Annotated in this window: 16 protein-coding genes; 4 read left to right on the top strand and 12 right to left on the bottom strand. The window is 72.2% G+C overall.

Annotated elements, in window-relative coordinates:
• Nucleotides 1-76: 76 nt before the first annotated feature.
• Complete coding sequence (locus VA596_RS41240) at nt 77-595, top strand: permease-like cell division protein FtsX (protein WP_323334957.1); 519 nt, start codon at nt 77-79, stop codon at nt 593-595.
• On the opposite strand, the gene VA596_RS41245 is transcribed toward VA596_RS41240, so the two are convergent.
• From VA596_RS41245 to VA596_RS41285, 9 genes are all read right to left on the bottom strand, one after another.
• Nucleotides 592-2,703 (bottom strand): 3-hydroxyacyl-CoA dehydrogenase NAD-binding domain-containing protein, encoded by a 2,112-nt coding sequence (locus tag VA596_RS41245; RefSeq protein WP_323334959.1) that lies wholly within the window; start codon nt 2,701-2,703, stop codon nt 592-594. The genes VA596_RS41240 and VA596_RS41245 overlap by 4 nt on opposite strands.
• Entirely contained in the window at nt 2,703-3,935 is a 1,233-nt protein-coding gene (locus tag VA596_RS41250; RefSeq protein ID WP_323334961.1) for a thiolase family protein, read from the bottom strand. Before VA596_RS41250 ends, VA596_RS41245 begins: the two co-directional genes overlap by 1 nt.
• A gap of 96 nt (nt 3,936-4,031) precedes the next feature.
• Complete coding sequence (locus VA596_RS41255; RefSeq protein ID WP_323335361.1) at nt 4,032-4,652, bottom strand: DUF998 domain-containing protein; 621 nt, start codon at nt 4,650-4,652, stop codon at nt 4,032-4,034.
• 40 nt (nt 4,653-4,692) lie between these two features.
• Entirely contained in the window at nt 4,693-5,928 is a 1,236-nt protein-coding gene (locus VA596_RS41260) for a hypothetical protein (protein ID WP_323334963.1), read from the bottom strand.
• 30 nt (nt 5,929-5,958) lie between these two features.
• On the bottom strand, nt 5,959-7,554 hold the full coding sequence (locus tag VA596_RS41265; RefSeq protein ID WP_323334965.1) for an allophanate hydrolase: 1,596 nt from the start codon (nt 7,552-7,554) through the stop codon (nt 5,959-5,961).
• The gene (gene uca / locus VA596_RS41270; RefSeq protein ID WP_323334967.1) at nt 7,551-11,078 is read right to left on the bottom strand and encodes an urea carboxylase; all 3,528 of its coding nucleotides are present in this window, start codon (nt 11,076-11,078) and stop codon (nt 7,551-7,553) included. Before uca ends, VA596_RS41265 begins: the two co-directional genes overlap by 4 nt.
• Entirely contained in the window at nt 11,075-11,710 is a 636-nt protein-coding gene (locus VA596_RS41275; protein WP_323334969.1) for an urea amidolyase associated protein UAAP2, read from the bottom strand. Before VA596_RS41275 ends, uca begins: the two co-directional genes overlap by 4 nt.
• Nucleotides 11,707-12,540 (bottom strand): urea amidolyase associated protein UAAP1, encoded by an 834-nt coding sequence (locus VA596_RS41280; protein WP_323334970.1) that lies wholly within the window; start codon nt 12,538-12,540, stop codon nt 11,707-11,709. The genes VA596_RS41275 and VA596_RS41280 overlap by 4 nt, the downstream gene beginning before the upstream one ends.
• A gap of 11 nt (nt 12,541-12,551) precedes the next feature.
• A complete protein-coding gene (locus VA596_RS41285; RefSeq protein ID WP_323334972.1) occupies nt 12,552-14,015 on the bottom strand; it encodes an amino acid permease in 1,464 nt (487 codons plus the stop codon).
• Between the two features lie 183 nt (nt 14,016-14,198).
• Here VA596_RS41285 and VA596_RS41290 point away from each other — a divergent pair, with 183 nt between their 5' ends.
• The 3 genes from VA596_RS41290 to VA596_RS41300 are packed head-to-tail and all read left to right on the top strand — an operon-like array spanning nt 14,199 to nt 15,901.
• A complete protein-coding gene (locus VA596_RS41290) occupies nt 14,199-14,858 on the top strand; it encodes a TetR/AcrR family transcriptional regulator (protein ID WP_323334974.1) in 660 nt (219 codons plus the stop codon).
• Complete coding sequence (locus tag VA596_RS41295) at nt 14,858-15,739, top strand: tetratricopeptide repeat protein (RefSeq protein ID WP_323334976.1); 882 nt, start codon at nt 14,858-14,860, stop codon at nt 15,737-15,739. The genes VA596_RS41290 and VA596_RS41295 overlap by 1 nt, the downstream gene beginning before the upstream one ends.
• A gap of 15 nt (nt 15,740-15,754) precedes the next feature.
• Complete coding sequence (locus tag VA596_RS41300; RefSeq protein WP_323334978.1) at nt 15,755-15,901, top strand: hypothetical protein; 147 nt, start codon at nt 15,755-15,757, stop codon at nt 15,899-15,901.
• Between the two features lie 2 nt (nt 15,902-15,903).
• Here VA596_RS41300 and VA596_RS41305 read toward each other — a convergent pair whose 3' ends face one another.
• The 3 genes from VA596_RS41305 to VA596_RS41315 form a co-directional block, all read right to left on the bottom strand.
• Complete coding sequence (locus VA596_RS41305) at nt 15,904-17,124, bottom strand: HRDC domain-containing protein (RefSeq protein WP_410171970.1); 1,221 nt, start codon at nt 17,122-17,124, stop codon at nt 15,904-15,906.
• A gap of 99 nt (nt 17,125-17,223) precedes the next feature.
• Nucleotides 17,224-17,940 (bottom strand): response regulator, encoded by a 717-nt coding sequence (locus tag VA596_RS41310; RefSeq protein WP_033261886.1) that lies wholly within the window; start codon nt 17,938-17,940, stop codon nt 17,224-17,226.
• Nucleotides 17,941-18,692: 752 nt separating this feature from the next.
• Nucleotides 18,693-19,256, bottom strand: a complete 564-nt coding sequence (locus tag VA596_RS41315; RefSeq protein WP_323334982.1) for a DUF3000 domain-containing protein — start codon at nt 19,254-19,256, stop codon at nt 18,693-18,695.
• Nucleotides 19,257-19,279 lie beyond the last annotated feature (23 nt).

Genomic DNA, 19,279 nt, shown 5'->3' on the forward strand with positions numbered 1-19,279 from the left:
GGGACGTTAAGCCGTGCCGGTGAACGGACGGTGTCCCGGCGGCCAACGACGGCCTCGGTGTGCTGTGATCTCCGGCGTGGCGGAGAACCCGAGGTCGCTGGTCCGGATCGTGGTCCCGGTCGTCGTCGTGGCGCTGGCCGCCGGGGTGGGGCTCGCGTTCTTCGTCGCGACGCTGCTGCGGCCGCCCGACCTGCCGGTGGACACGAACCCGGTGCCGCTGGCCGGGCACAACCTGTGCGCGTCCGTCGCGGTCTACTTCCGCAGCGACGACGAGATGCGGGCGGCGGCGGAGACCTTCCACGGCGACCCGAAGGCGCGGCGGGTGTTCGTCCAGACCAAGGCGGAGGCGTACGCGCGGTTCAAGGAGATCTTCAAGGACCAGGCCGAGCTGCTGCAGGCGACGCGGCCGGACGACCTGCCCGCGTCGGTGTCGCTGCTCGCGGTGCCCGGCACGGACCTGGACGCCTGGGCGCGGGAGCTGCACGCCCGCTTCACGCACGCCGACCAGGTGCGGGTCAGCGACCTGAACGCGACGGCGGCGCAGCTGAAACTCACTGCGCCGCCGCCGAAGTGCCCTCGTGAGGGCGAATACTAGGAAGCCGGGACCGACGCGACGCCCGGGGCGAGGAACGGCTTGCCGTTCACGCGCTCGGAGACGCCGGAGCGGTCCAGGTACGGCGTGATGCCGCCGTTCCAGAACGGCCAGCCGGCGCCGAGGATCAGGCACAGGTCGATGTCCTGCGCTTCGGCGACGACGCCCTCGTCGAGCATGATCCGGATCTCCTCGGCGATGGCGGACAGGGCGCGCTCACGCACCTGCTCCGCCGTCGACGGCTTGTCACCCTGGGTCCACAGCTCGACGACCTCCGGGTCGGCCGACTGGTTGCCCTGGTCGTCCCAGACCCAGACGCCCTTCTTGCCCGCCTTGACGAACTTCGCGAGGTTGTCGGACACCGTGAACCGGTCCGGGAACGCTTCGTGCAGCGTCTCGCCGACGTGCAGCGCGATGGCCGGGCCGACGAGCTGCATCAGCGTCAGCGGCGACATCGGCAGGCCGAGCGGTTCGAGCGCGCCGTCGGCGACCTCGAACGGCGTGCCCTCGTCGACCGCCACCAGCACCTCGCCGAGGAAGCGCAGCAGGAGCCGGTTGACGACGAACGCGCTGGCGTCCTTCACCAGCACGCTGGACTTCTTGAGCTGCTTGCCGACCGAGAACGCCGTCGCGAGCGACGCGTCGTCGGTCTGCTCGCCGCGGACGATCTCCAGCAGCGGCAGCACGGCCACCGGGTTGAAGAAGTGGAAGCCGACCACGCGCTCCGGGTGCTGCAGCTTCGACGCCATCGCCGTGATCGACAGCGACGAGGTGTTGGTCGCCAGGATCGCCTCGGGGGAGACGTGCTGCTCCAGCTCGGCGAACACCTGCTGCTTGACGCCCAGCTCCTCGAACACGGCCTCGATGACGAAGTCGGCGTCGGAGAACGCGGCCTTGTCGAGCGAGCCGGAGACGAGCGCCTTGAGCCGGTTGGCGCCGTCCGGGGAGACGCGCTTCTTGGCCAGGAGCTTGTCGATCTCGTCGTGGACGTACCCGACACCCTTGTCGACGCGCGCCTGGTCGACGTCGGTCAGGACGACCGGCACCTTGAGGCGGCGCACGAACAGCAGCGCGAGCTGGCTGGCCATCAGGCCGGCGCCGACGATGCCGACCTTGTTCACCTTGCGCGCCAGGTTCCGGTCCGGCGCGCCGGCCGGGCGCTTGGCGCGCTTGTTGACCAGGTTGAACGAGTACAGCCCGGCGCGCAGGACGTCGGACATGAGCAGCTCGGCGAGGCCGTCGGTCTCGGCCGCGTACCCGCGGTCGAGGTCGTTCTCGCGGGCCAGCTCCAGCAGCTCGACGGCCTTGGTCGCGCCCGGCGAGGCGCCGTGCGTGCGTCCGTCCACAAGGGACTTGGCGCGTGCGATGGCGTTGTCCCACTCGGCACCGCGGTCGATCTCACGACGAGCCGGCGTGATCTCGCCGTTGACCACGCGAGCCAGCCACAGCAGCGACTGCTCGAGGTAGTCGGCCGAGCCGAAGACGGCGTCGACGATGCCCAGCTCGGCCGTCTTCTTGACGTTGAGCATCTTGTTCTGCGCCAAGGCGTTCTCGATGATCACCGTGACGGCGGCGTCCGGCCCGATGAGGTTCGGCAGCAGCTGCGTGCCGCCCCAGCCCGGGAACAGGCCGAGGAAGACCTCGGGGAACGCGATCGCGGCGGTGTTCTCCGAGAGCGTCCGGTAGTGGCAGGACAGCGCCAGTTCCAAGCCGCCGCCCATGACCGCGCCGTTGATGAACCCGAACGTCGGGATCTTCGTCTCGGTGAGGCGGCGGAACACGTCGTGCCCGGTCTGGGCGATCTCGCGCGCCAGCTTCGGGTCGCTCACGGATTCGACCCCCGAGAGGTCCGCGCCGACGGCGAAGATGAACGGCTTGCCGGTGACGGCGATCGCGGCCGGCTCGGCCTCGAAGGCCTTGTCCAGCGCGACGTTCAGAGACACAAGCCCCTGCGGGCCGAAGGTGTTCGGCCGGGTGTGGTCGTGGCCGTTGTCGAGCGTGATCAGCGCGACGGGCTTCTCGAGCCCGGGCACCTTGACCAGCCGCGTGACGGCGTTCGTGACGACCTCGTCCGGGAACGCGGCCTTCGCTTCTTCAGCGGTGAAAGTCATTACTTCGCCCCCTCGAAGGCCGGGTTCTCCCAGATCACGGTGCCGCCCATGCCGATGCCGATGCACATGGTGGTGATGCCGTACCGCACGTCCGGCCGCTCGGCGAACTGGCGCGCGAGCTGCGTCATCAACCGGACGCCGGAGGAGGCCAGCGGGTGGCCGCAGGCGATCGCGCCGCCCCACTGGTTGACGCGCGGGTCGTCGTCGGCGATGCCGAAGTGGTCGAGGAAGGCCAGCACCTGCACGGCGAAGGCCTCGTTGATCTCGAACAGGCCGATGTCGTCGATGGAGAGGCCGGTGCGCTTGAACAGCTTCTCGGTCGCCGGCACCGGGCCGATGCCCATGACCTCGGGCTCGACGCCCGCGAAGGAGTAGCCGACCAGCCGCATCGCGACCGGCAGGCCCAGCTCGCGGGCGGTGTCCTCGTCGGCCAGGAGCGACGCGGTCGCGCCGTCGTTGAGGCCCGCGGCGTTGCCGGCGGTGATCCGGCCGTGCGGGCGGAACGGCGTCTTCAGCCCGGCGAGCGTCTCCAGCGTGGTGCCGGGCCGCGGCGGCTCGTCCTCGGTGGCCAGGCCCCAGCCCAGTTCCTTCGAACGGGTGGCGACGGGGACCAGTTCGGGGCCGATCTTGCCGGTCTTGACGGCCTCGGCGTAGCGCTCCTGGCTGCGCGCGGCGTAGGTGTCGGTGCGCAGCTTGGTGATGTCCGGGAACCGGTCGTGCAGGTTCTCGGCGGTCTGGCCCATGACGAGCGCGGTCGGGTCGACCAGCTTGTCGGCGATGATCCGCGGGTTCGGGTCGACGCCCTCGCCCATCGGGTGACGGCCCATGTGCTCGACGCCACCGGCGATCGCGATGTCGTAGGCGCCGAAGCCGATGCCGGACGCGGTGGTCGTGACGGCGGTCATGGCGCCGGCGCACATCCGGTCGATGGCGAAGCCCGGCACGGACTTGGGCAGCCCGGCGAGCAGCGCGGCGGTGCGGCCGATGGTCAGGCCCTGGTCGCCGATCTGCGTGGTGGCGGCGATGGCCACCTCGTCGACGCGCTCGGGCGGCAGCTCCGGGTGCCGCCGCAGCAGCTCCCGGATGGCGTTGACGACCAGGTCGTCGGCGCGGGTCCCGGCGTAGATGCCCTTGTCGCCGGCCTTGCCGAAGGGGGTCCGTACCCCCTCGACGAAGGCGACGTTGCGTACCCCTCGCGCGTTCGGCGCAAGCGGCGTTGCTGGTGCGGCCACGAATGCTCCATCAGTAGACGTTTGTTGACCGCACGATAGCCCTTGTTACCCGCCGGTAACCAGTGGTGTGGCCCGGTCGAGTGGGCTAAGGCACACTCACGTGGTCCTTCGCGGCGTGAGCGTCTGCCCCTTCAGCAGCCAGGCGACGCCGAACGCCCAGATCGCGACGCTCTCCAGCCACAACGCCGGGTGCAGCGACGGCACCAGGCCGAGGCCGCTGGTGAGCGCGATGAGCACCAGGCACACCAGGATCACGACGCCGCACGTGCGGTAGACGACCCCGGTGCCCGGGGGCTGCTCGCCGTCGTGGGGGAACAAGCGGAGGCAGAAGTAGGCCAGGCTCAGGAAGAACACCGCCGCGAACGCGAGGTGCAGGACGCCGGAGGTCTGGTCCCAGGTCGTCGCGGCGGTGCCCGGCGTCGTCGGGAACAGCGCGAGCCCGATCGCGCCCAGCCCGGCCACCGTGCTCGCGATGTTGTCGACGTAGTCGTGGCCGTAGTAGGCGAGCAGGAACACCCCGACCGCGCACATCGCGCCGACGAAGACGTTCCGCAGGTCGGTGTAGTAGTAGCCGCTGAGCGAGCCGATCAGGTCGCCGCCCTGGGCGAGCTGCTTGCCGACGATCAGGACGATCGGCAGCGCCAGCCCGATCAGCCCGATGGCGCGGCGCAGGTAGAGGTAGGAGTGGACGAGCGGGGCTCTGGTCGCCGTGGTCATGGCCGCCTCCGGGAGGTTCCGCACCAAGGTCATCGGCGGGTTACTGCCCCGGTTCGAGCCCCGTCACCCAGATCCTCAGCCGATCGTTACGTAATTCGGCGAAGGCGCCCTCGCGATGGGCGATGGGCCGGAACCCTTCGGCGAACCCGACCCGGGCCCCGTCGGCGGGGTCCCAGACCTCGAACCCGGCCTCGGCGGTGACGTACAGCAGGCCTTGGTGACCCCACATGGGGCCCTTGGGCCCGGCGAACATCCCGGTCCGGCGGTCGGCCCGGGCGTCGCGGAGTTCGACGCCGTCGAGCATCGGCTCGTCGTCGCCGATGCCCTGGAGGGCAACGGTGTCCTCGCCGACCCAGGCCATCGGGGTGTTCCAGGAGTAGCCGCGGTCGGCGAGCGCCCGGCCGTGTTCGGGTGCGTGCCGATCACCCGCGAGCCATGCCTCGCAGTCGATCGCCAGCGGGATTCCCACCGGGTGCCAGGCCCAGCCGTCGACGAGCAGGGAGCGCCCGGACGGGCTCGGCAGCAGCGCGCCGAAGAAGTAGTCGAAGTAGTGCTCGGGGTTTTCTTCGTGGGTCGTGACGCGGTCGGTGAGCAGGCGGCCGGTGGCGGCGTCGAAGACGTCGAGCCGGTTCCAGTCGGTGGCCGCCACCACCAGCGGGCCGGTGCCGCCGTCGAGGAACGCGACCGGGAACCGGGTCGTGTCGGCGTGGTAGTCCTGCCGGTCCAGCGCCAGGGTCACCGCGCCGGAGGCGAGGTCGACGACCGCGCCGTATCGGCCGTGGTCGGTGACCACGGCGGCGAACCGGCCGTCGCCGCTCGTGTACAGCGCCGGTCCGCGGCCCGCCCGTTCTCGCGGGGGTTCCGGCGGCAACTCGACCGGTCCGATGAGCCGGTGTTCGCCGCCGATCCGGACCAGGCCTGCCGCGGTGAGCGCGAGCCAGCCGTCCGGGAGGGCCGCGAGGCAGCGGTCGTTCAGCGGGGTGACCGGGCAGCCGGTCGTGGTCCAGGTGCCGGGGAGTTCCCGGTCGTGCCGGAGGATTCCGGGGGTGCCGCGCCAGCCGAGGTCCGCGTCGTCCTCGGCCCGGCCGAAGCAGCCGACGCACGCGTCGAGCAGCTCGGGGGCATCGAGGTCGGCGCACACCTGGCACAGCAGGTCGTACCGGGTCGCGACGCCGGTGAGCACGCGGAAGCAGTCAGGTCCGTTGTCGGTGGTCAGATGGGCGCAGACACGCGCCCCGGCGGCCGGCGCGAGATGGCCGCACGGTAGAGCTTTCACCTCTCCAGTGTGCCCGGGAGCGCACCTGATTTATCGCGACGCCAGGTACGCGAGCCAGCCGCCGGTGGCGGAGATGTCCTCCGCTCCTTCGGTCGCCGACGGTTCGCACAGGAAGCCCGACACCTCGCGGCCGTCCGCCAGCTCCACCTTGCCGATGGCCAGCGGCGACGGGATCCGCGAGACGAACTCGCCGAAGCCCCGTACGGGAAGGGACCAGACCTCCGCCGCCACCGGGACGCCGTCCTCGGGGACGCGCAGCAGGCCCGGCTTGGGCGGCGAAGTGTCCAATGCGTACAAGCGGTAAGCAGCCGCCGTGGAAACCTCGGAGACGAACCGGCCGCCACGAGAAGTCAGTTCGTGGTTCAGGGGCTGGTCCCGGAGGTGGGCGCCGACCACCACGATCGGGACCCGCTCGGGGCGGAGGGTCGCGAGCGCCGTCAGCTTCAGGTCGTCGTGCGGGGCGCCGACCAGCATGACGCCGAACGGGCGGCCGGCCACCGTGCCCGCCGGGACCGCCAGGGCCGACAGGCCGAACAGGTTGGTGGAGTTGGTGAACCGGCCCAACCGCGCGTTGACGGCGACCGGGTCCGCGGCGACCTCGGCGAGCGTGGGGTGCTCGGTGGTCGTCGGGAGCAGGAGCGCGTCGACGCCCGCCAGCACCGCGAGAGCCTCGGTGCGCAGTCCGGCCAGGGTCTCCTGGTCGGCGAACAGCCGGTGCGCCGGGATGTCCCGGGCGCCGGTGATGATGCCGTGCACCACCGGGTCGCAGTCGTCCGGGTGCGCGTCCAGGAACTCGCCGACCGCCGTGTACCGCTCGGCGACGAACGCGCCGCCGTACAGCAACCCCGCCGCTTCCAGGAAAGTCGATATGTCCACAGTGGTCACTTCGGCGCCCGCCGCGGCGTAGTCCTCGACCGTGGCGGCGAACGCCTCCGCCCAGCCGGGCGCGAGCGGGCCGAGGTCCGAGGGAACGCCGATGCGGAACCGTCCCGTGTGGATCTGGGCGGGCTCGGCCAGGCACGTCAAGGCGAACGACGCTTCCTCGACCGTCCGCGCGAAGAGCGAGACGCAGTCGATGCTGCGGCACGCCGGGACGACCCCCTCGGTCGGCAGCAGGCCCGGGGTCGGCTTGAGGCCGACGATCCCGTTGAACGCCGCCGGCACCCGCCCCGAACCGGCGGTGTCGGTGCCCAGCGCCAGGTCCACGATGCCGAGGGCGACCGCCACCGCCGAACCGGAACTCGAACCGCCCGAGACGTAGGCCGGGTCGACGGCGTTGCGGACCGCGCCGTACGGGCTGCGCGTGCCGACCAGCCCGGTCGCGAACTGGTCCAGGTTCGTCGTGCCGAGCACCAGCGCCCCGGCCGCCCGCAGCCGCGCGACGACCGGCGCGTCCGCCTCCGGCCGGTACGCGTACGCCGGGCACCCCGCGGTCGTCGGCAGGCCGGCGACGTCGATGTTGCCCTTCACCGCGACGAGCTTCCCGTGGAGCGGCAGCCCACGCTCTTCCAGCGCGGCCGCTTCGGCCAGGACGTCGGCCTCCGGGCGCAGGTCGATCCAGATCTCCGGCCGGTCGACCTGCTCGATCCGGCGGTACGCCGCGCGCACCCGTTCCAGGAGGCTCATCCGAGCACCACCAGCGGCGTGCCGGGCGCCACCTGGTCACCGGGGGACACGAGCACGTCGACCACCTTCCCGCCGGCCGGCGCCGGGATCCGCGCCTCCGTCTTCATCGCTTCCAGCGTCACCAGCGACTGCGCGTCCTCAACACGCTCGCCCACCGAGACGTCCACCCGCCACACGGTCGCCGCGAACGGCGCCTCGACGACGTGCCCGCCCGGCGGCGCCTCGACGCGCGCCGGGGGCCGCGTCACCGGTTCCGGTTTCGGGTCGAACTCACCCGCCGCCGCCCACGCCTGCCGCTCCGCTTCGAACGCCGCCGTCTGCGTCGCCCGGAAGTCCGCGATGCTCGACGCGTTGTCGGACAGGAACTTCTGGTAGTCCGCCAGCACGAACGAGCCGTCGGTGACGTCCAGCTCCAGCTGACCGGCCGACGAGCGCGCCCGCAGGTCCAGCAACTCGTCCGCGGACACCGGGTACCAGGAGATCCGGTCGAAGAACCGCAGCCGCCACGGCTGCTGTGCACCCAGCCAGCTGTTCCACACCTGCACTGTCCGCCCGACGAACTGGTACCCGCCCGGCCCCTCCATCCCGTAGATGCAGAGGTACGCGCCGCCGATGCCGACGGAGTTCTCGGCCGTCCACGTCCGCGCCGGGTTGTACTTCGTCGTGACCAGGCGGTGCCGTGGGTCGAGCGGCGTTGCGACCGGCGCGCCCAGGTAGACGTCGCCGAGCCCGAGCACCAGGTACTCCGCGTCGAACACCGTGCGGTAGACGTCGTCCACACTGGACAGTCCGTTGACCCGCCGGATGAACTCGATGTTCCACGGGCACCACGGCGCGTCGTCGCGCACGCCGGTCATGTACCGCTCGATCGCTTCGCGCGTCGCCGGGTCGTCCCACGACAGCGGGAGCCGCACGCTGCGGCTCGGCACCACGAGGTCGTGCGTCGGCGGCAGGTCGCGTTCGAGCTCCCGCACCAGGCCGAGCGCCTTGCCGACCGGCAGCGCGTCCGGGTCGACGTGCACCTGCAGCGACCGGATGCCCGGTGTCAGGTCGACGATCCCCGGCACGCCCTCGGCCGCGAGCCGCTCGGCGAGCGCGTGCACCCGCATCCGCAGCGCGAGGTCGAGTTTCATCTCGCCGTACTCGACGAGCAGGTTGTCGTCGCCGCTGCGCCGGTAGGTCACCGACGGCTCCTCGTCCGAAGAGGACAGTCGCGTGAGGACACCGCCGTCGTGGCGCGCGGGCCGGCTCGGCTCGACCGCCGACGCGGGCCGCGCCCGCAGCGCCGCCGCGTGGTCGGTGTCGACCGGCACGAACCGCACGGTGTCACCCGGCCGCAGCTGCCCGAGCTTCCAGCGCTCGCCGGTGGCGACCGTCGCCGGGCAGACGAACCCGCCGAGGCTGGGGCCGTCCGGGCCGAGGAGGATCGGCAGGTCGCCGGTGTAGTCGACGGCGCCGATCGCGTACGGCGTGTCGTGGATGTTCGACGGGTGCAGCCCCGCCTCGCCGCCGTCCGCGCGTGCCCACTTCGGCCGCGGCCCGACCAGCCGGACGCCGGTGCGCGCCGAGTTGAAGTGGACCTGCCAGTCGGTGGCGTAGAACGTGTCGACGTCCTCGGGGGTGAAGAACTCCGGCGCCGCGTGCGGTCCTTCGAGGGCACCGATCGTCCAGTGGGACGCGAACTCGGGCCGGTCGGTCACCGGGCCGACGACCGGGTCCGCGGGCACCGGTCCCGGGGCCAGGACGTCGCCCGCGGCCAGCGCGCGGCCGCCGTGCCCGCCGAAGCGGCCGAGGGTGAACGTCGCCGCGCTGCCGAGGAACTCCGGCACGTCGATACCGCCGCGCACCAGCACGTAGCTGCGCAGCCCGGCCGTGCAGGCCCGGACATCGAGGGTCGCGCCCGGGGGCACCTCGATCGGTGTCCACAGGGGAACCTCGGCGCCGTCCACCAGTACGGTGGCCGGCGCACCGGTGACGCAGACGTCGGTGGCGTGCGAGAAGCGCAGCGTGACACCGTCCACAGTGCACTCCAGGCCGGGCGCGCCCTCGGGGTTGCCCAGCGCGAGGTTGCCCAGCCGCAGCGAGCGGTCGTCCATCGGCCCGCTCGGCGGTACTCCGACGTGCCAGTACCCGGTGCGGCCCGGCCAGTCCTGCACGGTCGTCATGGTCCCGCCGCGCACGACGTCGATCCGCGGCTCGGCGTCCTCGACGTCGTCCAAAGTGGACGTGTCGTGGGACGCCGCTTCGAACGCCGGATCGGCGGCCGCGGCCCGCAGCTGCCCGAGGTTGGTCCGGACGCCGTCCACGCGCGTCCCGGCCAGCGCGGTCCGCAGGTTCGCCAGGGCGTCCGCACGGTCGGTTCCGGTGCAGATCACCTTGGCCAGCAACGGGTCGTAGTGCGTGGTGACGGTCGTGCCCGGCTCGACCCAGGTGTCCACCCGGGCGTCGGAGGGCAGGGAAACCCGCGTCACGAGGCCCGCGCTCGGCCGGTGGCCGGCACTCGGGTCCTCGGCGTACACCCGCGCTTCGACGGCGTGCCCGCGCGCGATCGGCACGGCCCGGAACATCGCGCGGTCGCCTTGGGCGAGGCGCAGCATCCAAGCGACCAGGTCGACGCCGTACACCGCTTCGGTGACGGGGTGCTCGACCTGCAGCCGCGTGTTGACCTCGAGGAACGCGGCCTCGCCGCGCTCGGGGTCGTAGACGTACTCGACCGTGCCCGCCGAGCGGTACCGCACCGAGGAGCACAGCGCGATCGCCGAGCCGACCAGGCGACGGCGGACGTCCTCGGGCAGGTCCGGCGCCGGGCACTCCTCGACGACCTTCTGGTTGCGCCGCTGCAGCGAGCAGTCGCGCGTGCCCAGCGCGAGGACCTCGCCGAACCCGTCGCCGAACACCTGGACCTCGACGTGCCGCGCGTGGCGCACCAGCCGTTCCAGGAACACCCCGGAGCTGGCGAAGCTCTTGGCCGCGACGCTGCGGACGCCGTCCCACGCGTCACGCAGTTCTTCGGGGGTGGCGCACGCGCGCATCCCGATCCCGCCGCCGCCCCCGGTGGCCTTGAGCATCACCGGGTAACCGATTTCCGCCGCACGGGCCAGCGCTTCGTCCACATCGGACAGCAGGCCGGTGCCGGGCAGCAGCGGGACGTCCGCCGCGATCGCCGCCTCGCGCGCGGTGTGCTTGCTGCCGAACACCTCCAGGTGCTCGGGCGACGGGCCGGCGAACGCCAGCCCGGCGTCCTCGCAGGCCCGCGCGAACGCCGCGTCCTCGGAGAGGAACCCGTACCCCGGGTGGACGGCGTCGCAGCTGGTTTCGAGGGCGGCCGCGATGATCGCGTCGGCCCGCAGGTAGCTTTCCGCCGCCGGGGCCGGGCCGAGCCGCACGGCCCGGTCGGCGAGCCGGACGTGCGGGGCCAGGCGGTCGGCGTCCGAGTACACCGCGACGGTTTCGAGGCCCAGTTCCTTGGCGCTGCGCAGGATCCGGACGGCGATCTCCCCGCGGTTGGCGACGAGCAGTCTCACGCCCCGCCCCCGGAAGCCGTCACGACCAGCCGCACCGGCGTCGGGTCGAACCCGTTGCAGGGGTTGTTGATCTGCGGGCAGTTCGACACCAGGACCAGGACGTCGGTCTCGGCGCGCAGCCGGACCTCCAGGCCCGGCGCGGAGATCCCGTCGACGATGCCGAGGGTGCCGTCCGCCTCGACCGGCACGTTCATGTACCAGTTGACGTTGCTGACGAGGTCGCGCTTGCCGAGGCCCCACTTCGCGCCCTCGATGAGGAAGTTCTCGACGCAGGCGTGCTGGAACCGGGTGTGCTGGCCGTAGCGCAGGCTGTTGGACTCCTTGCTGCACGCGCCGCCGAGCGTGTCGTGCCGCCCGCAGGTGTCGGCGACGACGGTCAGCAGCGGCGCGCCCTCCTGGGTGCGCAGCACGCTGCCGGTGGTGAGGAAGATGTTGCGCTGCGCGGCGATCGTCGCCGCGGCGCTGTACCGCTTCGCCGTGTCGTTGGCGTCGTAGCAAAGGAAGTCGACGGCCTGGTTGCCGCCGAGGTCGATGATCGACAGCTCTTGGCCCTGCTTGAGCACCAGGGAGAACGGCGCCCGCGCGGGGACGTCGAAGGTGAGTTCCAGCTGGGACTCGTAGGCGGTGCTCACGCGATCCCCCTCGCGGTCAGGTAGTCGGCCGTGTTCTCGAAGGCGCGCCTGGCCTCCGGCGTGTGCGTCCATTCGGGACTGTCCGGTGTGGACGGCCGGTCCCGCCAGGCGAGCACTTCGAGGTTGGTCGCGGTGTAGTCCGGCCGCGGGTCGACCGGGTGCGGCACGTTGGCCAGCAGCACGATCGACGAGATCTCGATCCGCAGGTCCACCGACTTGCCGGCCCCCGCGGACCCGGTGAACTCCAGCTCGCCGGCGGAACCCACGCGCACGCCCTGGAAGAACGACAGGCTCGGCGGCAGGTCGCGCGGGCCGAGCCCGTTCTTCGCCGCCGCCAAGGTGAACAGCGGGAGCCCGGCGGGGGAGGGGCCCTGCGGGGCGCCGTCGCCGTAGCGCTCGGTGTTGCCGTCCACAGTGGACGTCCCGCACAGCGCGTCGTGGCGGCCGCTGGAGTCCGCGACGATCGTCGCGAGCACCCGGGCCTGGTCCGACAGCAGCGCCACGGACCCGCCGAGGTAGGCGTTCCACTGCACCTTCACCGTGTCGGCGACGTTCAGCCGCTCCCAGGGCTGGTCGGCGTTGAACAGCAGCAGGTGCGCGCACGCGTCACCCTCGACGTCGGTGAGCCGCAGCCGGGTGCCGCGGGCCAGCACCTTGTGCGCATACCCGCCGCCGCCGACCGTCTCGGCCCAGGTCAGGGCCTCGGGCGCGATCCCGGGTGGCGGGGACGACCACGTGCTCGCCGGGATCGACGGCATCGTGTCGACGACGGTGCCCGCTTGGGCCCGGGCGTGGTCGCGCGCGCCGTGGGTGGTCGCGGTCGTGCTCATCGGACGTCCTCTCAGGTGGCCGGTTCGAGGGCGGGAGCGGGGCGGAGCCGCAGCCAGCAGAACGCGCCGATCACCAGCGCGCCGCCGACGAACTCTATCGGGAACAACAGCAGCCAAGCTGCGCCCGAACCGGCGACGTCGTAGATCTCCGCACGCGGCCAGGCGATGTTGACGATCATGGCCACGCCGTAGGCGACGGCTGTCCCGTTCAGCGGGACACCCCAGCGGCCGAGGGAGAACCGGCCGGGCTCGGCCGGGAACCGCCCGCGCAGCCGTTTCAGCAGCAGCGGGCCCGTGACCAGCAGGTACGCCAGGTAGACGACCACGACCGACGTCCCGGTGATCGTGCTGAACAGCGTCGGGTTGCCGACGTTGAGCAGCAGGAGGGCGATGGCGAGCGCGCCGGACAGCAGCGCGGGCGCGACCGGTGCCCCGGTCCGGCGGTTCACCCCGGCCAGCCGCGCCGAGCCGGGGAGCGCGCCGTCGCGGGCCATCGCGTAGATCAGCCGGACCGTGCCGGTTTGGATCGTCAGGGTGCAGACGACGACGGCGATCGCGACGTCGGCGAGGAAGACCCGGCCGAGGGTGTCGCCGAAGACGGCGGTGATCACGTACGGCAGGCCGCGGCCGGCGAGCTGCCCGTCGGTGAGGCTCGGCGCGGCCATCAGCGCGGTGAGCACCACGGCCAGCCCGCCGACGCCGGACACGAGCACGGCACGCAGGACCGCCCGCGGCGCCGCCCTTCGCGCGTTCTTCGTCTCCTCGGCCACGGACGCGGCGGTGTCGAAGCCGTAGAGGACGTAGGCCGCCATGAGCGCCGACGCGAGCACGCCGCCGATCCCGGGCGCGCTGCCGGCGGCGTCGTGCAGCACGACCTGCGGGCCGCGGACGGCGAACAGGCCGAGCCCGAGCACCAGCACCACGACGCCGAGCAGCTCGGCCGCCACGCCGACGTCGTTGATCCGGGCCATCAGCCGCACCCCGCCGACGTTGACGGCGGTGGTGAACAGGAGCAGCACGGTGCCGAGCAGGACGGCGTTGGCCGCGCCGGTCGGCGACGTCACCGCCGGATCGCCGCCGACGACCTGGAAGCCGTCCCAGACGGACGGCAGCACGACCTGCAGCGCGATCGCCGCGGCGGCGAGGGCGACGACGCAGCCGAGCAGCATCATCCAGCCGGCGAGCCAGCCGAGGAAGCCGCGCGTCAGCTGCTTCGCCCACTGGTACACGGATCCGGCCAGCGGGTAGCGCGCGGCGAGCTCGGCGAACACCAGCGCGACGAGCAGCTGGCCGGCGAGCACGACCGGCCACGTCCAGAAGAACCGCGGCCCGCCGAAGGTGAAGCCGAAGCCGAAGAGCTGGAAGACGGTCGTCAGGATCGAGACGAAGGAGAAGCCCGCGGCGAAGGCGGAGAAGCCGCCGAGGGAGCGTCTCAGCTCTTGGCGGTAGCCGAAGCCGGCCAGCTCATCGGTCATGGACGCTCCCCGTCTCGTTTTTTCGATCGCATGACAGAAATTAGGACGGCGGCACGACGTGACGATCTCCGCGGTGTTGCCGCCCGGTTAACCGATCCGCGGGCGGCGCGTCAACGGCGACATCCGGACGTAACGCCCCCTCGGTGATCACCGGCGGGTGGGCGACCTGGCAGGATCAACGCCGTGGTCAAAGGGGCGGGGGTCGGCAGACCCCGGGCGAGTGGCGCGGCGGCGAACCGCCCGGACGCGCGGCAGGCCGTGCTCGACGCGGCGGGGGAGCTGTTCACCGGAGCGGGGTACGCGGCGACGACGACCCGCGCGATCGCCGAGCGGGCCGGGCTGCGCCAGGCGTCGCTCTACTACCACTTCCCGGCGAAGGAGGACATCCTCGCCGCGCTGCTGGCCGGCACGGTCCGGCCGTCGCTGGTGCTGGCCGCGCGGCTGGTCGCGGGGGAGGCGGCGGTGGCCGTCCGGCTGTGGGCCCTGGCCTACGCGGACATCGGCCTGCTCGGCGGCGCCCGGCACAACCTGGGCGCGCTGTACCTGCTGCCCGAGGTCGGCTCGCCCAACCTGGCCCGCTTCCGCGCCGAGCGCGCGGAGCTGAAGGCGGCCTACGGCGACCTGCTCGAGGCGGCGGGCGTGGTTCCGGTGGCCGTGCGCACGGACCTCGTCTTCGGCCTGGTGGAGAGCATCGCGGTGATCCGCCGGGACGACCCGGAGCTGGACGTCGAGGCCCACACCCGCGAAGGCGCCGACGGCGTCGTCCGGCTGGCCGGGCTGCCGGAGCCGACCGAAGAGCTGCGGGCCGAAGCGCACGCGCTCCTCGCGACCTCCACCGACTAGTGGACGTCCAGCGGCTTCGCGGCGAGATCACGTGGCTGCACGCGAAACTGGACCGCAAGCGCAAGCGTGACAGCATCGAGGCGCTGGAGTTGCGGCAGGACATCGGGGAACGGCTGCTCGAACTCCGGGACCCGGCTACCGAGGCGTGGCTGCGAGAGATGGTCGCGGACCAGGGCCGGGTGTTCGGCCCGCGGAACGTGATCGCGTTGACGTCTTGGTACGGCATCGCCTCGCGCTGTGAGGAGGCCGGCCGGGTCGACGAAGCGCTGGCGCTGTACGCCTGGCTGCAGGGGGCCTACGCCTACGTCCTGGGCCAGGAACACCCGATGGTCCACCACTGTCGCGTCGCGGCGGCGAGCACGCTGCACCGGGCGGGCCGGTACGCGGCGGCGATCGACGCCTACCGGGCCGTGGTGGAACCCCCAGTGGACGTCCTGCTGTGGATCGCCTCGGCCCAGGCGGAGCTGGGCCGGTTCGACGAGGCCGAACAGACGCTGCGCGAGGCCGGGCCCGCGCTGCACGACGACGTGCAAGCCATCCGCCAGGAGATCCAAGCGTTGCTGGGCGCGCCGGGCCCGTGGATCACGGCTCTGCGCGAACAGCCCCAAGACCCCGACGACCCGGTGAAGGTGCGCGCCGAACTGGCGTACGCCCTGTTCCTGAACGGCGAGTTCGCCGAAGCCGCGTCACTCGCGGAGTCGGTGCTGCAGGAGCGCCTGGTCTTCCCCGGTCCCGAGGATCGGCTCACGTGGGAGTCCCGCCTGCTGCTGAGCCGGGTCTTGACCGAGACCGACCGCCTGGCCGACGCCGATCATTACGCGCGGGCCGTCCTGGCCGCGGGCCCGTTCCCGCCCGGCCACCCGGTCCTGCTGCGGGCCTAGGGCGTGGTGGCCCGGGTGCACTTCCGCCGCGAGGAGTGGGCCGACGCCGTCGTCGCGTACGAGTACGCGGCCGAAGGCTTCGAGCTGGTGCTGGGACGCGGCCATCCGGAGACACTCCGGACGGCCGACGCCCTGGCCGCGGCCCGCGAGACGGCGAACTAGCGTCAGGCCGCCGCGGCGTGCAGGGCCTTGCTCAGCGCCGCCGCCGTCAGCTCGACCTGCCACGGGCGGGCTCCGCCCGCGCGCAGGACGTCCGCGACGACGTCTTCGTCCAGCTGGGCCGGGGGACGCCAGCACGTGCGGCGGACCAGGTCCGGCAGCAGCAGGTTCTCCACCGGCAGCCGGCGGTCCTCCGCGATGGCCGACAGGGCCGCGCGGGCTGCGGCCAAGCGGGCCGCGGCGTCCGGGTCCTTGTCCGCCCAGCGGTTCACCGGCGGCGGGCCGTCGGTGGGCTGCGACGGCGACGGCAGTTCGCTCGCCGGCAGCGCCTTGGCCGCCTGCAGGTGCCGCAGCCAGCTCGCGGTGTACTTGCGCTGGACGCGGCCGCTGAACACCGGCAGCGCCTGCAGCTCTTCGACCGTCTTCGGGTCGGCGGTGACGGCGTTGATGATCGCGCTGTCCGGCAGGATCCGGCTCGGCGCGCGGTCGCGCTTGCGGGCCAGCTCGTCCCGCGCCTGCCACAGCTCGCGCACCACGGCGAGCCCGCGCGGGCTGCGGATCTTGTGCACCCCGGACGTCCGGCGCCACGGCTCGGCCCGCGGGGCGGGCGGCGGCGCGGTGCGGACGGCTTCGAACTCCTGCTGCGCCCACTCGAGCTTGCCCTGGGCGCCCAGCTCCGCCTCCAGCTTTTCGCGCAGCTGGATGAGCAGCTCGACGTCGAGGGCGGCGTAGTTCAGCCAGTCGACCGGCAGGGGCCGCTTCGACCAGTCGGCCGCGCTGTGGCCCTTCTCGAGGGTGTAGCCGAGCAGCAGCTCGACGAGCGTCCCGAGCGCCACGCGCTCGTAGCCCGCCAGGCGGCCGGCCAGCTCGGTGTCGAACAGCCCCGCGGGGTGCAGGTCCAGCTCGGCGAGGCAGGGGAGGTCCTGGGAGGCGGCGTGCAGCACCCACTCCAGGGAGTTGAGGACGTTCTTCAGCGGCGTGAGGTCGTCGAGCTCGGTCGGGTCGATCAGGACCGTGCCGGACCCCTCGCGCCGCAGCTGGACGAGGTAGGCCTTGGGCCAGTACCGGTAGCCGGACGCGCGTTCGGTGTCGACGGCGACCGCGCCGGTGCCCGCGGCAAGTCGCGCGCAGGCCTCGGCCAGCGCGCGTTGGTCGGTGACCACCGGGGGTGTGCCCTCGGCCGGCTCGCGTAGCAGCACGGGGCCGCCAGTGGACTCGATCTCCATCCCGGCGTCCTCGGCTTCTGCGCTTCCCATGTTTGACGACCCTACGGGACGGGCGTACCGCGCCTGGTCCGCCCGCCCCGCAGGGAGGTGTTGTCTACGTCAGCGGATCACGCCGGCACGCATGGCCAGCGCAACCATCTGAGCCCGGTCACCCGTGCCGAGCTTGCGCCCGATCCGGGAGAGGTGGGACTTGACGGTGAGTGCGGAGAGGGAAAGTTCCTCGCCGATCTCCTTGTTGGACTGTCCGTCGGCGACCAGCTGGAGCACCTCCACCTCACGAGCGGAGAGCTCGCGCGGGGTGTTGTCGGTGCCGGCGACGCGGGTCCCGGTGGCGAGCACCGGAGCCACGCTCGGGTCGGCGTAAACGCCGCCTTCGAGCACACGCCGCACGCCGTCGGTCACTACGACCGGCGACGCGGACTTCAGCAGGTACGCCTGGGCCCCGGCCTGGAAGGCCGAGCGGACCGCGTACGGGTCGTCCGAGGATGCGAGGACCACCACGCGCGGCCACCCGTGGCTACGGAGTTCCGTAACCAGTTCGATGCCGCTGCCGTCCGGCAGTCCGAGATCGAGGATCGCCAGGTCACAGGGCCCTGTGGCCTGTGCTCGCGCCCTCGCTTCGGCCACCGTGGCGGCTTCGTGAACGGTACCCGCACCCATCTGTGCGAGTCTTGCTGCGATTGCCTCCCTCAACAGCGGGTGGTCATCGACCACCAACACGGAAAAAAGCTCTTCCCGCGGGTGCGGAACCATGCTCGCCGGCAATGCACCGGCTGGCGTGGATCGGACGGCCTGAGAAATGCCGACGGTAGCCACGTCACTACCTCCCTGGAGTCGGTCGTGCCCCCCGACCGGCACCGGGACCTTCGGCCGTTCAGCCGCGCCAGCTTTAGACCGAAAGTGGTGTCGTCGAAGGCACTGTAGCCGCCCTGAGGCCGTTCTGGGGGGATCGAATGGGTATCTATCTCAAACGAACAGTCACTCAGTGGGTTCGTAGTAACACGATCGGGCTAGTACACGGCCGGTTGCTAACGGATAGCCCAGCGAACACGATGCAAAGAAGTTACCGGCGCCCAAATGGCCGTGCAGATGGGCCGTGCACCTTCCGGTGCGTCCGCCGACCGGGGGTTCCACGCGGGTCCGACTGCGCCGGAATGTGGCTCCGGCCGGGGCATGATCAACTTCGTGAAACGGCTTCAGAGAGGTTCTCGCGACCGCCCGTGGTGACTGTCCGTATCCCGTGAGGCGGGTTCGCGGGCCCGGACGGCCGCGGCGGCGCTAGTTGATCTTGTTGCACTCCGTGACGGCGTTGTCTCACGAACGGGGGCACTCGCGCAAGACGTGAAATGGCCTCGGGAACGACCGCGGTGGTCCGCCGGGGTCCGGTGTTGTCCGGACCATTCACGGCGCGCAGAGGCCCGCTGAGCCGCCGTCCGGTGGTTCCGGGCGCACTTGGACGTCGTTCACCGGATGCGAATTTTGCTCACATCCGTACAAGGTGGTGTGGTCCTGACGGCCGAGGGAGATCCGCCGTTGCCGTTCCGTTGCCGATCGTCGCCCGGACGGCCTCAGGAGTTCTGGCGCTGCCCGAAGAGCGTGACGCCGACCGGCGGCAGGCCGACGACGCTCGCCATCACCTGGCAGAACGCCTGCCCGTGCGGCAGCAGCGCGCCGTCGGTGGGCGTCCAGGACGCCCGGAGCTCCAGGTCGTCGGTGCGGGCCGGGCCGGAGATGTCGCCGAAGCGGGCCGACGACGTCTCGGTGACCGTGCCGCCCAGCGACTTCCAGCTCGCGCCGGACACCTCCAGCGCGTCGGTCAGCCACGACCAGCCGACGGCAGGCAGGAACGGGTCGGTCGCCAGCTCGCGGTCCAGCTCCGCGCGGACGTACATGACCAGGCGCAGGACGCCGTCCCAGCCCTCCTGGCCGTCCGGGTCGTGCAGCAGGACCAGCCGGCCCGAGGCCAGCACGTCGGCGGGACCGGAGACCTCGGTGCTCACCGCGTAGGCCCACGGAGCGAGCCGCTGCGGCGGCCGCATCGGCTCCAGCAGCACCTCGCGGCGGGGCCGGACGGACTGCAGGGCCGCGACTGCTTCTCGGAAGAGTTCGGGCACTGGTTTCGTCGCGGTCACGCATCGACTTTAGGGCGGGCACG

The sequence above is a fragment of the Amycolatopsis heterodermiae genome, from assembly GCF_034929455.1.
Classification (GTDB): Bacteria; Actinomycetota; Actinomycetes; order Mycobacteriales; family Pseudonocardiaceae; genus Amycolatopsis; species Amycolatopsis heterodermiae.